This is a genomic window from Stenotrophomonas sp. YAU14A_MKIMI4_1, from assembly GCF_003086855.1.
Lineage (GTDB): Bacteria > Pseudomonadota > Gammaproteobacteria > Xanthomonadales > Xanthomonadaceae > Stenotrophomonas.
In genome coordinates this window covers 807,502-821,897 of sequence record NZ_CP025998.1, presented here as the reverse complement: position 1 = coordinate 821,897, position 14,396 = coordinate 807,502, and the positions used below count along the sequence as shown (strand labels likewise).

At 67.3% G+C, this 14,396-nt stretch carries 10 protein-coding genes and 1 riboswitch; of the genes, 7 read left to right on the top strand and 3 right to left on the bottom strand.

Going from position 1 to position 14,396, the window contains the following annotated elements; all coding sequences use genetic code 11:
• Positions 1 to 190 precede the first annotated feature (190 nt).
• Together metK and C1931_RS03550 are read left to right on the top strand one after the other, a co-directional pair.
• Positions 191 to 1,402, top strand: coding sequence for a methionine adenosyltransferase (metK, locus tag C1931_RS03555; protein ID WP_108748558.1), 1,212 nt, complete (start codon positions 191 to 193; stop codon positions 1,400 to 1,402).
• 174 nt (positions 1,403 to 1,576) lie between these two features.
• Positions 1,577 to 2,083 carry an acyl-CoA thioesterase gene (locus C1931_RS03550; RefSeq protein ID WP_108755436.1) on the top strand — a complete coding sequence of 169 codons (507 nt, stop codon included), beginning with the start codon at positions 1,577 to 1,579 and terminating at the stop codon, positions 2,081 to 2,083.
• Positions 2,084 to 2,153: 70 nt separating this feature from the next.
• Here C1931_RS03550 and ppc read toward each other — a convergent pair whose 3' ends face one another.
• The gene (gene ppc / locus C1931_RS03545; protein WP_108755435.1) at positions 2,154 to 4,865 is read right to left on the bottom strand and encodes a phosphoenolpyruvate carboxylase; all 2,712 of its coding nucleotides are present in this window, start codon (positions 4,863 to 4,865) and stop codon (positions 2,154 to 2,156) included.
• A gap of 232 nt (positions 4,866 to 5,097) precedes the next feature.
• Positions 5,098 to 7,608 (bottom strand): prolyl oligopeptidase family serine peptidase, encoded by a 2,511-nt coding sequence (locus tag C1931_RS03540; RefSeq protein WP_108755434.1) that lies wholly within the window; start codon positions 7,606 to 7,608, stop codon positions 5,098 to 5,100.
• Positions 7,609 to 7,709: 101 nt separating this feature from the next.
• Positions 7,710 to 7,793, top strand: a riboswitch (S-adenosyl-L-homocysteine riboswitch).
• A gap of 36 nt (positions 7,794 to 7,829) precedes the next feature.
• Between C1931_RS03540 and ahcY the strand changes: the two genes are divergently transcribed.
• The 3 genes from ahcY to C1931_RS03525 all read left to right on the top strand — a co-directional run bounded on the left by ahcY (position 7,830) and on the right by C1931_RS03525 (position 12,424).
• Entirely contained in the window at positions 7,830 to 9,290 is a 1,461-nt protein-coding gene (ahcY, locus tag C1931_RS03535; protein ID WP_108755433.1) for an adenosylhomocysteinase, read from the top strand.
• A 954-nt stretch (positions 9,291 to 10,244) separates the two neighbouring features.
• The gene (locus tag C1931_RS03530) at positions 10,245 to 11,012 is read left to right on the top strand and encodes a lysozyme inhibitor LprI family protein (RefSeq protein ID WP_234412873.1); all 768 of its coding nucleotides are present in this window, start codon (positions 10,245 to 10,247) and stop codon (positions 11,010 to 11,012) included.
• A 50-nt stretch (positions 11,013 to 11,062) separates the two neighbouring features.
• Complete coding sequence (locus C1931_RS03525) at positions 11,063 to 12,424, top strand: peptidoglycan-binding domain-containing protein (RefSeq protein ID WP_234412733.1); 1,362 nt, start codon at positions 11,063 to 11,065, stop codon at positions 12,422 to 12,424.
• Positions 12,425 to 12,485: 61 nt separating this feature from the next.
• Here C1931_RS03525 and C1931_RS03520 read toward each other — a convergent pair whose 3' ends face one another.
• Complete coding sequence (locus C1931_RS03520) at positions 12,486 to 13,328, bottom strand: tetratricopeptide repeat protein (RefSeq protein ID WP_108755430.1); 843 nt, start codon at positions 13,326 to 13,328, stop codon at positions 12,486 to 12,488.
• A gap of 96 nt (positions 13,329 to 13,424) precedes the next feature.
• Between C1931_RS03520 and ybaK the strand changes: the two genes are divergently transcribed.
• On the top strand, positions 13,425 to 13,898 hold the full coding sequence (ybaK, locus tag C1931_RS03515; protein ID WP_108755429.1) for a Cys-tRNA(Pro) deacylase: 474 nt from the start codon (positions 13,425 to 13,427) through the stop codon (positions 13,896 to 13,898).
• Positions 13,898 to 14,392 (top strand): hypothetical protein, encoded by a 495-nt coding sequence (locus C1931_RS03510; RefSeq protein WP_108755428.1) that lies wholly within the window; start codon positions 13,898 to 13,900, stop codon positions 14,390 to 14,392. Before ybaK ends, C1931_RS03510 begins: the two co-directional genes overlap by 1 nt.
• Positions 14,393 to 14,396 lie beyond the last annotated feature (4 nt).

The following is a 14,396-nucleotide window of genomic DNA, read 5'->3' as shown; positions in this document are numbered from 1 at the left end:
GGCCTGCCAATGGTCACGCCAATGGAACACTGCCCCTGCAACATCAGGTACTTGCGCCCCGCAGGACCCGTGAAGATGGGCACACCGCCTTAACCACCGGCAACCTGTCTGGGTTCACAATGCACAGGCGGCGCACCCCGTGTATCATGCGCGCCCATCTTTCCATCCGAATCAAGGGATATACCGCCTGATGTCCAGCTATCTCTTCACCTCCGAGTCGGTCTCCGAAGGCCATCCGGACAAGGTTGCCGACCAGATCTCCGATGCGGTGCTGGACGCGATCCTGACCCAGGACCAGCGCGCCCGCGTGGCCTGCGAAACCATGGTCAAGACCGGTGTTGCCATCGTCGCCGGTGAAATCACCACCAGCGCATGGATCGACCTGGAAGCGCTGACCCGCAAGGTCATCACGGACATCGGCTATGACAGCTCGGACGTCGGCTTCGACGGCGCCACCTGCGGCGTGCTGAACCTGATCGGCAAGCAGTCGCCGCACATCGCCCAGGGCGTGGACCGCAAGAAGCCCGAAGAAATGGGCGCTGGCGACCAGGGCCTGATGTTCGGCTACGCCACCAACGAAACCGACAGCTACATGCCGGCGGCGATCCACCTGTCGCACCGCCTGGTGGAACAGCAGGCCAAGATCCGCAAGAAGCGCAACTCGCCGCTGTCGTGGCTGCGCCCGGATGCCAAGAGCCAGGTCACCCTGCGCTATGAAAACGGCGAAGTCTCGGCCATCGATGCGGTCGTGCTGTCGACCCAGCATGCCCCGGGCATCAAGCAGAAGGACCTGATCGAGGCCGTCCGCGAAGAGATCATCAAGCCGGTGCTGCCGGCCAAGTGGCTGCACAAGGGCACCAAGTTCCACATCAACCCGACCGGCAAGTTCGAGATCGGCGGCCCGGTGGGCGACTGCGGCCTGACCGGCCGCAAGATCATCGTCGACACCTACGGCGGCTGGGCCCGTCACGGTGGTGGCGCGTTCTCCGGCAAGGATCCGTCCAAGGTCGACCGTTCGGCTGCCTACGCGGCCCGCTACGTTGCCAAGAACGTGGTTGCCGCCGGCCTGGCCGACCGTTGCGAAGTGCAGGTCTCCTACGCCATCGGCGTGGCTGAGCCGACCTCGATCTCGGTCACCACCTTCGGCACCGGCAAGATCAGCGACGACAAGATCGAGAAGCTGATCCGCAAGCACTTCGACCTGCGCCCGTACGGCATCATCAAGATGCTGGACCTGATCCACCCGATGTACCAGCAGACCGCGGCCTACGGCCACTTCGGCCGCAAGCCGAAGGAGTTCAGCTACCTCAACGGCGAAGGCGAAACCGTCAACGCCACGGCCTTCTCCTGGGAGAAGACCGACCGCGCCGCCGCCCTGCGCGCCGACGCCAAGCTGAAGTAAAGCCGGCGGCTAGAACCGACGGCTAGAGCCGACGGGTAGAGCCGACGGGTAGAGCCGACTGTTAGTCGGCTGACCTTGCAGAAGGGCCGCGCAAGCGGCCCTTCTGCTTTGCTCCTGGCAACGGCAGTCGAGCAAGCTCGACGCTACGCGGTCCATGCCCGATACAATCAGGCCATGTCGACCGAACTCAAATCCCACCAGCTGTCCATGACCGTGCTGATGTCGCCGGACATGGCCAATTTTTCCGGCAAGGTGCATGGCGGTGCGATCCTGCGCCTGCTCGACCAGGTGGCCTACGCCTGCGCCAGCCGCTACGCCGGCAGCTACGTAGTTACCCTGTCGGTGGACCAGGTGATGTTCCGCCAGCCCATTGCCGTGGGTGAACTGGTCACCTTCCTGGCCTCGGTGAACTACACCGGCACCTCGTCGATGGAAATCGGGGTGAAGGTGGTGGCCGAGGACATCCTCAAGCGCAGCGTGCGCCACGCCAACAGCTGCTTCTTCACCATGGTGGCCGTGGACGAGGCCGGCAAGCCGACCGCCGTGCCGCCGCTGCAGCTGGAGAACAGCGACGAGCGCCGCCGCCACGCCGCTGCGCTCATCCGCCGCCAGCTGCGCCAGGAAATGGAACAGCGGCACCTGGAACTGCTGGCCTCCAACCCACCCTCTCCGGAGGATTGAAGGTGTGCGGGGCAAGCCCCGCACCTACCAAGGCAGGTAGCGCCGGGCCATGCCCGGCGGATGCAGACGATCAACCGGTGTTCTGCACGCCCTGCGAAACGCCGTTCACGCACGCCACCAGCGCGCGCAGCAGATCGTCATCCTCCCGCCCGCTGGCCCGCCAGCGCTGCAGCAGGTCCACCTGCAGCACGCTGATCGGGTCCACATAAGGATTGCGCAGGCGGATCGACAGCGCCAGCCGCGCATCGTGGTCCAGCAGCGTCTTCTGGCCCAGCAGCGCCAGCAGCCAGTGCCGGGTCAGTTCAAGCTCGCGCTGCACCTGCGGGAAGAACCGCCCGTGCAGATCGCCGGACAGCAGCGAGAACTGCTCGGCAATGGTGATATCGCCCTTGGACAACACCATGGCGATGTCATCCAGGAAGGTGCGGAAGAACGGCCAGTCGCGCGCCATGTCCCGCAGCGTCTGCTCATGGCCGGCATCCACCGCGGCCTGCAGGCCACTGCCCACCCCGTACCAGCCGGGAATGACCGCCCGCGCCTGGCTCCAGGCGAACACCCAGGGAATCGCCCGCAGGTTGCCCAGCGCCGCATCCTGGCCGAGCCGCCGCGAAGGCCGCGAGCCCAGCGTCATCCGCTCGATCACATCGATCGGCGTGGCGGAGCGGAAGTAGTCCATGAACTGCGGTTGGCCCACGAATGCCCGATAGACCTCACTGCTGGCGGCGGCCACCTGGTCCATCACCGGCCGCCAGTCGTCTTCGCGCGGCTCGGCCGCGCGCGGGCGCAGGCTGGCGCGCAGCACCGCGCCGGTGGACTGCTCCAGCGAGCGCAAGGCCAGCGCGCGGATGCCGTACTTGCGGTGGATCACCTCGCCCTGCTCGGTCACCCGCAGGCGGCCATCGATGCTGCCACGCGGGGAAGCATCCACCGCATGGGTCGTCTTGCCACCGCCGCGGCTGATCGAGCCGCCACGACCGTGGAAGAAGGTCAGCCCAATGGAGTGTTCGGCGGCCACTTCCAGCAGTTCCACCTGGGCACGCTGCAGGCCCCAGCGCGATGCCGCGATGCCGCCATCCTTGCTGCTGTCCGAATAGCCCAGCATCACCATCTGCACATCGCCCCGTGCGCGCAGGTGTGCGCGGTACACCGGGTCGGCCAGCAGGTCACGCAGGGTGGCGGTGCCGCGCTTCAGATCGTCCACGGTTTCGAACAGCGGAGCGATATCCAGTGGCACCGCGCCTTCGTCATCGACCAGGCCGCCGCGCCGCGCCAACGCCAACACCGCCAGCACGTCGCTGCGGTCATGCGCCATGGAAATGATGTAGCTGCCCAAGGCATCGGCACCGTGGCGTGCGCGGGCATCGGCCAGCGCCGCGAACACGGCATCCAGGCGCGCGTTGCCTTCATCGCTGCCGGCCGGCAACGGTGTTTCGCCGCTGGCGTGCGGGCCCAGCAACCGTGCCCGGCCCAGCGCGTCCAGCGCCTGCCATGCCTCCTCACCGCCCAGCACCGCCGCCAGCGCGCGCGCATGCACGCTCGATTCCTGGCGCACGTCCAGCCGCGCCAGATGGAAGCCAAAGGTCTTCACCCGCCACAGCAGTCGCTGCACCGCAAAGCCCCCGGCATGCTCGCCGCGGTTGGCACGCAGGCTGTCCAGGATCAGCTGCAGATCGTCGATCAGTTCATCCGGGCCGGCATAGGCACCTTCGCCATCGTCCAGCGTGGCCTGCAGGCGTGCACGCATGCGGTCGTTGAGCAGGCGGTAGGGCATGTCGGCATGGCGTGGCCGCGACTGCACCTGCGGCAACTGCTGCTGGTACTGCGCCACGCGCGCCTGCAGCGCCTCGCTCACCCCCACCCGCTCGGTGGACTGGCTGAGCAGGCTGGCCAGCTGCAGCAGTTCCTTCTGGTAACGGCCCAGCACCGCCTGCCGCTGCGCATCCAGCGTGTTGCGGATGGTGCCGGCATCCACGTTGGGATTGCCGTCCATGTCGCCGCCCACCCAGGTGCCGAAGCGCAGCAGGCGCGGCAGCGGCAGTTCCTGCCCATAGGTATCGCGCAGCGCCTGCTGCAGCGATTCGTACAGCACCGGAATCACCCGGTACAGCACCTGCACCAGGTAGAAACCCACGTGTTCGCGTTCGTCATCCACGGTGGGCCGCACCGGCGAAGAATCGGTGGTCTGCCACGAAGCGGTCAGCGCCATGCGGAAGCGCGCTGCGTCGGCGGCGGCTTCACCGGGCGTGCGCTGGCCATCCAGGTTGTCCACCAGGCTGGCCACCATCAACTGTTCTTTTTCCAGCAGCGCACGGCGTACCGCTTCGGTGGGATGGGCGGTGAACACCGGTTCGATGTCGATGCGCGGCAACCACTGCGCCAGTTCGTCCAGGCTCACGCCCTGCGCCTTCAGGTGCTGCAGCGCGTCCTGCAGGCCGTCGGGCTGCGGCGCGGCGGTACCGGCACGCTGGTAATCGCGGCGGCGGCGGATGCGGTGCACGCGCTCGGCGATGTTCACCACCTGGAAGTAGGTACTGAACGCACGCACCATGGTTTCGGCCTGCTGCGGCGTACGCCCGGCCAGGCCCTGCGCCAGTTCGGCCAGCGGCGCCTGGTTCTCGCGTCGTGCGATGGCGCGGGTGCGCACATCCTCCACATCATCGAGGAACGCGGCGGAGACTTGTTCCACCAGCAGATCGCCAACCAGTGCGCCCAGCTGGCGCACATCATCGCGAAGCGGAAGATCGGGGGAAGCGAATTCGATGCTGCTGCGGTACTCGTTCATCGGCGACGCACGAACCTCTGGGCATGATCCGTCGCCAAGCCTACCCCAGTTCGCCGCCGTTGCTGCGGCGCGAAAATGGTTTCATCTGCACGTATCGTCCGGCGCGGAAATACCGACGGGGTAGCGTCGACCGTTGGTCGACTGCCGAAATCCCGCGCTGCGCGCGATAGTCGACCAACGGTCGACTCTACCCGCGGCGGCCCCCGTTGCAGGGGCCGCCGTCCCACACGCCTCAGCGCTTCTTCTTCGCCTTGCCCTGCGGCACCGGGCCCAGGGTCTGTTCCAGCCAGCGCTCGCTTTCGGCCAGCATGGTCATGATCGATTCGCGTGCGCGGTAGGCATGCGATTCGTTGGGCAGCATCACCAGCCGCGCCGTGCCACCCAGACCCTTCACCGCCGCGAACATGCGCTCGCTCTGGATCGGGAACGTGCCGGAGTTGTTGTCGTCCACGCCGTGGATGAACAGGATCGGATCCTTGATGTCACCGGCGTAGTTGAACGGCGACATCTTCTGGTAGACGTCCTGCGCCTGCCAGTAGTTGCGTTCCTCGGCCTGGAAACCAAACGGGGTAAGCGTGCGGTTGTAGGCGCCGCTGCGGGCGATGCCGGCCTTGAACAGGCGCGTGTGCGCCAGCAGGTTGGCGGTCATGAACGCACCGTAGGAATGGCCACCGATGGCGATGTGGTCACGATCGGTCACGCCACGGCGCACCACCTCGTCCACCGCGGCCTGCGCATTGGCCACCAGCTGTTCGATGTAGGTGTCGTTGGGTTCCTTGTCACCCTCGCCGATGATCGGCATGGTCGGGCTGGCCAGCACCACGTAGCCCTTGGCCAGGAACGCCTGCGGGCCCCAGTAGCTGACCGCGTTGAAGCGGTACGGCGAATCGGTCACCTGGCTGGCCGCGGCGGCACTCTTGAACTCACCCGGGTAGGCCCACATCAGCAGCGGGCGCGGGCCATCGCGCTTGGGGTCGTAGCCCGGCGGCAGCAGCAGCGTGGCGGTCAGGTCCACGCCGTCGGCACGCTTGTAGCGGATCTGCTCCTTCTGCACGCCCTTCAGCTGCGGCAGTGGGTGGGCGAAGTGGGTCAGCGCGCGCGGCGCGGCACTGGCATCGGCCAGCGACTGCACCTGGTAGTTGGCCGGCTCGTCGGGGCTTTCGCGGGTCAGCAGCAGCGACGTGCCTTCCTGGTCCAGCAGTGCAACCGGCAACGAATAGGCCGGCGCCTGCGAATGGAACAGGCGCGTGGCCTGGCGGCTTTCGATATCGAAGCGGTCCACGAACGGACGGTCACCTTCCGGCGAAGCGCCCTGCCCGTACAGGAAGATGCTGCGACCGTCAGCAGTGGTCTGCAGGCGCGCGCGACCGTTCACATCGCGTACCACGCCGGCACGGCCCGGATCGTTGTAGCGATCCTGCGCATCGCGGTCCCAGAGCAGCTGCGGCGCCTGCGCGGCATCGTCCGGGGCGATGCGCCAGGTCTTGCTGTTGCGGGTCTTCCACCACGACTCATTGAGCAGGGCCAGGTCGCCGCGGCCCCAGGTGATGCCGGCGAAACGGCTGCCCAGCTGGGCCAGGGTCACCGGCGGCTTCTCGAACGGGGCGGCCTGCATGAACACCGCATCGCGCACCTTCGCTTCGCGGTTCGGATCGCCGCCGTCCTGCGCCTCGGCCCAGACCAGGGTAGCGCCGGCGTCGGCGCGCCAGCTGATGTCACGCACGCCGGTCACTTCGGCATCGTTGCCGGTCGGCAGGCCTTCCACCAGCGGCCGCACGGCCACGGTGTGGGCCAGCTGACCGTTGCGGTCCAGCACTTCGATGCGGCGCGGGAAGCTGCCTACCGGCACCACATAGGAATACGGACGCTGCACGCGCTGGCTGAGCAGGTAGTTGCCGTCAGGCGATACGCTGAAGTCCAGATAGATGCCCGCCGCACCCAGCGCGCGGGTCCGCCCGTCCAGGCCGACCTGCATCGGCTGGGCCTTGGCGTAGTAATCGAACAGGCGCGCGTCGGCCTCGTTCTTCAGCAGGTCCTGGTAGGTGCGGATGGACACCACGCCGCTGCTCTTGCCTGTCTGCTGCACGGCCGGGCCGGTGGGCACGCCATCGGCCGGCGGCGGATCACCTGCGCCTGCCACGCGGGTCATGACGATCAGCCCCCGGCTGTCAGGCAGCCACTGGTAGCCCTCGCCAAACACCGTGTTCAGACCGGCCTGCAGGCGGCGGGCGCTGCCAGCGGCCACGTCCACCAGCCACAGTTCGTTGGCACCGCTGGCCGCGTCCACCTGGTTGAAGGCCAGCCACTTCTGGTCGGGCGACCAGGCCAGGCCGGCAATCGACAACTGCGCCGGCAGGCCACTGATCTGCCGCTCCTTGCCATCGGCCACGTTCATCAGCCACAGCTTCTGGCCGAAGCTGAAACGGCTGTCGGAGAAGGTGCGCGGATTGATGCGCACGCCGGCCAGCTTCAGTTCCGGCTGCGCCACCACCTGGATCGACGGCAGCGACGGCATCTGCATCAGCGCGGCCACGTCGCGGCGCGGCGACAATGACAGCGTGGGCGCACGCGGCGCGTCCACCACCGCCTGCAGCGCGGCCGACGGCAGTTCGTAGCCGGCGGCGGCCTGGGCGGTGGCGGCCGGGGCGGTACCGGCCGACCAGGCCAGCGGCGCTACGGCCAGCAGGGCCATCGACAGGACCAGACCGGTCCAGCGCCGCTGGCGGCGCGCGTGCTTGCTCATCGTTCTTCCTGTTTCGGTGCGTGAAGACCCCGACCTTAACAGGCAGCGGCACGGCCCCCATCTGCCGATGGTTGGGGGCCGCGATATACTGGGCGTTCTCCCCTGCCGAGGGGCGCTGCGACCGGAACCCATGAGGCCCGGCCAGGCTCGGTAAGGTGGCTTTGTAACAACGGCGCCCGGCTAGATACGAGCATCTGCTCGTCCACAACCGGAGCTACTGCATGAACGCTGTTGCCAAGTCCTTCTCCACCGAAGGCGACTACAAGATCCGCGACATCACCCTGGCCGACTGGGGCCGCAAGGAACTGGACATCGCCGAGCATGAAATGCCGGGCCTGATGTCGATCCGCCGCAAGCACGCCACCAGCCTGCCGCTGAAGGGCGTGCGCGTGACCGGTTCGCTGCACATGACCATCCAGACCGCGGTGCTGATCGAAACCCTGAAGGACATCGGCGCCGACGTGCGCTGGGCTTCGTGCAACATCTTCTCCACCCAGGACCACGCCGCCGCGGCCATCGCCGCCACCGGCACCCCGGTGTTCGCCTGGAAGGGCGAAACCCTGGAAGAGTACTGGGACTGCACCCTGGACGCGCTGACCTTCACCCTGGCCGACGGCACCCTGACCGGCCCGGAGCTGGTGGTGGACGACGGCGGTGACGTGACCCTGCTGATCCACAAGGGCTACGAGCTGGAAAACGGCAGCGACTGGGTCAACACCGCTTCGTCCTCGCACGAAGAACAGGTCATCAAGAACCTGCTCAAGCGCGTTGCCACCGAGCGCCCGGGTTACTGGGGCCGCGTGGTGAAGGACTGGAAGGGCGTCTCCGAAGAGACCACCACCGGCGTGCACCGCCTGTACCAGCTGGCCCAGGCCGGCACCCTGCTGATCCCGGCGATCAACGTCAACGACTCGGTCACCAAGAGCAAGTTCGACAACCTGTACGGCTGCCGTGAATCGCTGGCCGACGGCCTGAAGCGCGCGATGGACGTGATGCTGGCCGGCAAGGTCGCCGTGGTCTGCGGCTACGGCGACGTGGGCAAGGGCTGCGCCGCCTCGCTGCGTGCCTACGGTGCGCGCGTGATCGTCACCGAGATCGACCCGATCTGCGCCCTGCAGGCGGCGATGGAAGGCTACGAAGTCAACACCATCGAATCGACCCTGGGCCGTGCCGACCTGTACGTCACCACCACCGGCAACAAGGACATCATCCGCATCGAGCACCTGAGCGCGATGAAGGACCAGGCCATCGTCTGCAACATCGGCCACTTCGACAACGAGATCCAGGTCGATGCGCTGGTGGCGTTCCCGGGCGTGAAGCACGTGAACATCAAGCCGCAGGTGGACAAGTACATCTTCCCGGCATCTGACGGAAGTGCTGGCAATGCGATCTTCCTGCTGGCCGAAGGCCGCCTGGTGAACCTGGGCTGCGCCACCGGCCACCCGAGCTTCGTCATGTCCAACTCGTTCGCCAACCAGACCCTGGCCCAGATCGACCTGTGGGCCAACAAGGACAGCTACGAGAAGAAGGTCTACCTGCTGCCCAAGCACCTGGACGAAGAAGTGGCCCGCCTGCACCTGGAAAAGATCGGTGTGAAGCTGACCACCCTGACCCAGGAACAGGCCGACTACATCGGCGTGCCGGTGCAGGGCCCGTTCAAGCCGGACCACTACCGCTACTGATCATGCCGGGGTCGGATCCCTTTCCGCAGGAAAGGGCTCTGACCCCCAACGACGCACACAGAACGGGCGGCTTTGGGCGCCCGCTCTGTTTTTCCGGTCGACCGCCAATGACCCCATCCACGCATGGCGTGGATCTACTGCTGCGGGGTCGGATCCCTTTCCGCAGGAAAGGGCTCTGACCCCCAACGACGCACACAGAACGGGTGCCTTTGGGCGCCCGCTCTGTTTTTCCGGTCGACCGCCAATGACCCCATCCACGCATGGCGTGGATCTACTGCTGCGGGGTCGGATCCCTTTCCGCAGGAAAGGGCTCTGACCCCCAACGACGCACACAGGACGGGCGCCTTTGGGCGCCCGTCTTGTTTTTCCGTTCGATCGCCAATGACCCCATCCACGCATGGCGTGGATCTACTGCTGCGGGGTCGGATCCCTTTCCGCAGGAAAGGGCTCTGACCCCCAACGACGCACTCAGAACGAGCGCCTTTGGGCGCCCGTTTTGTTTTTCCGGTCGACCGCCAATGACCCCATCCACGCATGGCGTGGATCTACTGCTGCGGGGGCCGATCCCTTTCCGCAGGAAAGGGCTCTGCCCCCCAACGACGCACACAGAACGGGCGCCTTTGGGCGCCCGCTCTGTTTTTCCGGTCGACCGCCAATGACCCCATCCACGCATGGCGTGGATCTACTGCTGCGGGGTCGGATCCCTTTCCGCAGGAAAGGGCTCTGACCCCCAACGACGCACACAGAACGGGCGCCCTGTCACAGAGCCCTACGAAGTCGCTTGCTACGCTTTCCCCCCCTGCGGCCCCCGCCGCAGGTGTTCCAGTGCCCAGCCCGCTCCGTGCGGACGCCACGGCGCCCCCCGTTCCATGGTTCGCCCCATGCCTGCCGCCCGCAGGTCATGCGCCAGGACGCAGACATCAAAGGATCGACATGCAGCGCAGCAGTGAACGTATGACCCGGGCCCTGAAGCCCCTGATGACCCTGTGCTGGGTGGCCCTGCTGGCCGCCTGCACCCCGCCGTCCAGCGACGCCCAGGCCACCGCCCCGGCAACGGCCAGCGAAGCGGCCGGTGCCGATGGCAAGGGCGCCACCGCCCCGGCTGCGGCCCCTCCAGGCAGTACCGCCTGTGCCGATGGCGCATCGCCGGCGCAGACCCTGATCTGCAAGGATCCGGCCCTGACCGCCCTGGACGCGGACCTGGGCAAGGCCCTGGCCACCGCACAGGCCACCCTGGACAGTGCGGGCCAGACCAGGCTGCAGGCCGAGCAGCAGCGCTGGGTCCAGCACACGCGCGACCTGTGCGGCGACGCACAGTGCCTGCAGCAGGTGTTCGCCGACCGCATCAAGGTGCTGACCGCCACCCGTGACGGCCTGGTCGACCAGGACGCCTGCGAAACGCCCGACGGCCAGAAGCAGTGCGTGGACACGCTGGTCCTGCGCGACCCCAACAGCCAGCTGGCAGCCTTCAATACGCTGCTGGGCGAAAACGGCCAGGAAGGCCGCCTGCTGGGCTGCAGCGCCGCCACCAACATGGGCGGCGGCCCCAACGCCCTGCTGGCGGCCAACTGCACCCAGGAAACCACCGCCGGCAAGCGCAACGTGCAGCTGTGCAGCAACCAGATGGTGGGCCAGTTCGCGCTGGAGCCGGCACCGGCCGCCTACGGCACCCAGGCCACCCGCCAGCTGCTCGGCTTCACCCAGCAGCACTGCGCCGGCTGAGATCCGCCGGGCGCGCCCGGCTCTTTTTCCCTCTTTGAAGGACCATGACCATGGCAACGGATTCCACGCTTACCCGCGAACAGCTGTCCACGCTGTTCCTCAACACCGAGCTGGGCGGCAACACCCGCCACCTGGACCACTTCGCATACGCGCAGAAGGGCGCCAGCACCTACTCGTTCGGGCTGGTGCAGTTCGACGTCGGCGGCAACCCGCAGGCCCGGCGCTTCCTGCGCGACAACGGCTTCACCGCCGGTGACATCGAACTGCTGTCGCAGCAGGGCGGGCTGAGCACCCAGCAGCTGGCGGCGCTCGACGCCAAGCTGCAGGCCATTCCGCAGGCGAAGATGGACGAGCTCACCAACGCCAAGCTGGACAGCGCCATCGAGCGCGTCGACGACGCCATCGCCAAGGTGCGTGCCACCAACCCGGCCGCCGCCGATGCCATCGCGGCCAACCCGGAACTGCAGCTGGCCATGGCCGACTACGACAACCAGTTCGGCAGCATGGGCCCGCAGTTCATCAACTATCTGGCCGGCAACGCGGAAAAGCTGCAGGGCGGCACCATCCAGGCCGGCAATCCGCCGACCCGCGGCGACGTGCAGAACTTCGTCGATGCCACCAAGTACGGCATCCAGGCGCCGGGCGCCGTGGCCAGCCGCGATGAGCGCTTCGACCGGGCCATGACCCAGATCGGCATCACTCCCACCCATGCCCCCTCGCACGGTTCGCCCGGAACGCCTGCCGGCAACGGCGTGCTGGTCAACGGCAGCAAGGGCGATGAGGTGCAGGCCATGCAGCAGAAGCTGTCGGATCTGGGCTACCTGGGCAAGGACGGCAAGCCGCTGGTGGCCGATGGCGATTTCGGCCCCGGCACCCTGGAAGCGGTCAAGCAGTTCCAGCGCGACCACCAGCTCACTGTCGACGGCAAGGCGGGCGGCGACACGCTGGGCGCGCTGGATGCAGCCACCCAGCAGCACGCGCAGGCGGCCGAACAGGAACGCGCAGCGGCCGAACCGACCATGGCCAGCCCGGGCCACGCCGACAACCCGCGTTACCAGCAGGTCGTGGAAAAGCTGGAAGCGCTGGAAGACCAGCGCCGCCAGGGCGGTCTGTCGCCGCTGTTCAATGACCGCAACCAGCTCGAGAACGCTGCTGGCCAGGTGGCTTACGAGTCCAAGGTGGCCGGCATGAGCCAAGTCGACACCGTGCTGGCGCGGCCGGACAACCAGGGCGTGTTCGCGGTGCAGGGCCAGCTCGGCGATCCCGCCATGCACCGCACCTACGTCGACCTGTCGCAGGCGGTGAACCAGAACCTGCAGGACAGCACGCGGCAGAGCCAGGCACTGGACAACGAACTGTCGCAGCGGCAGACCCAGGAACAGATGCAGACCCAGCAGTCGATGTCGCGCTGATTCCGCGTAACAGGGTCGGATACCTTCCCAGCGGAAAGGGCTCCGACCCCATGGTCTGGATCTACATGCGCTGCCGGTCATCGTGCAGCGCAGTCTGGCACCGTTCGGCGAAGTCGTGCCGCCAGGCCTCCAGGGCGAAGCCTTCGCGCTGCTGGAAGGAAACAGTCTCGCTGCTCAACACGTAGCAGCGGTTCTGGCTCACACGCAGTGCCGCCAGCGTGTCGCCCGCCTGCCAGCACTGATCAATGCACGCCTGCATCAGCGCATAGTCCGGGTTGGTCTTGGCGCCACCGAAGCCGAATCCCATCTGCTGGGCCATCACCAGCACAGGATCGCCACCTGCATCGGCTGCACGCAGGATACGCAGCACACCGGGCTCGGGAATGCCGAACGCCCAGTTCGCCAAAGTGGCGGCACGTGCCGCTGCCACGGCCTCCGCATGCCGGCCCAGGCGCATCTGCTGCCCTGCAAGCATCGCCCACGCGCGCTGCAGTTCCGGAAAGCGGCTGCAGGCATCTTCCAGCAGCCCGATTGCCTGGGCCGGCTCAGCGGCCTGCACATGCAGCTGCGCGCGCTCGATCAAGGGCAATGGCGATTCCGCATCCGGAGCCGCGTGCCCATGCGGCGCCCCGCCCCCATCGTCGTCTTCCTCCGCGCCACCGGCATCCAGCCACTGCGCGAAGACATCCAGCGAGGAATGGCGGAAGACCATGCGCCCTTCGTCATGGAACATTTCGCAGACCACGGGCGACTCAGCCTCGCGACCCAGTGGCCAGTACAGACCGAACTGATCACCGTTGCCCAGCGCACCTTCGGCGATCGGCCAGAATCCCTGCGGTGGGTAGGGCCCCGCGCACGGCTCGCTATCCAGGGTCAGGCCATGAAGCAGGTGCGGTGCGCGCATGATGAGATTCCAGACGGTGTGCAGCGCGCATTATCGCAGGGGCCCACCAGTAGCCTCGGTCAAGGCAGGCCCGCGCCTGCGCGCTACGATGCACGCATGACCCCCGCCATCAATCTGCTCAAGCGCGAGAAGATCGCCCACACCGTGCGCAGCTACGTGCACGATGCCCACGCCGCCTCCTATGGCAGCGAAGCCGTGGAAAAGCTCGGCCTGGACCCGGCGCAGGTGTTCAAGACCCTGCTGGCCAGCACCGAAACCCACGAGCTGCTGGTGGCCATCGTGCCGGTGGCCGGCCAGCTGGACCTGAAGGCGCTGGCCGAAGCCGCGGGCTGCAAGAAGTGCGAAATGGCCACTGCCGATGCCGCACAGCGCGCGACCGGCTATCTGGTCGGTGGCATCAGCCCGCTGGGGCAGAAGAAGCGCCTGCGTACCTTCCTCGATGCCAGTGCGGAACCGCTGCACACGCTGCACGTCAGCGCCGGCCGTCGAGGCCTGGAAGTGGAACTGGCACCGCGCGATCTGCTGCAGCTCACCGGCGGACACTTCGCCGCCATCGGCAGGGCGCGCTGATGCGCTGGCCCTGGTCTGCGGCGCCAGCACCCGCTCTCGACCATGCCCAGGCGCAGGCGCTGCTGCAGGACCTGTTGTCAGGCGACGGCGAACGCATCACCGACGCCGCGCGTACGCTCGCCCGCCTGTTCGATGCCGCGTCGCTGGATGCGCTGGCACCGCATGCGGCGTTGATCGAGCAGCGCAGCGCGGGCATTGCGCTGGGCGGCATGCTGGTCAGCAACCAGGCGCACCTGAAGGCGGCGCTGCAGCGGCTGCGTTACTGGCAGGCGGGCGCCGGCTGCCTGTGTGCACTCAACCCCGGCTATCCGTTCTTCGACCCTCGTCGCCTGATCGAACACGGGCAGATGCAGCTGCTGTCGCTGGGCGCTGCGGAGGATGGCTGGGGCGACTGCCACAGCGTCGCCTGCACTCACTGCGGCCAGCACTGGCAGGCCATCGACCGCGAGTATCACTACCCGTGGTGGGAGTGGAAGACCGCCGCCCAGCCCTGAACGG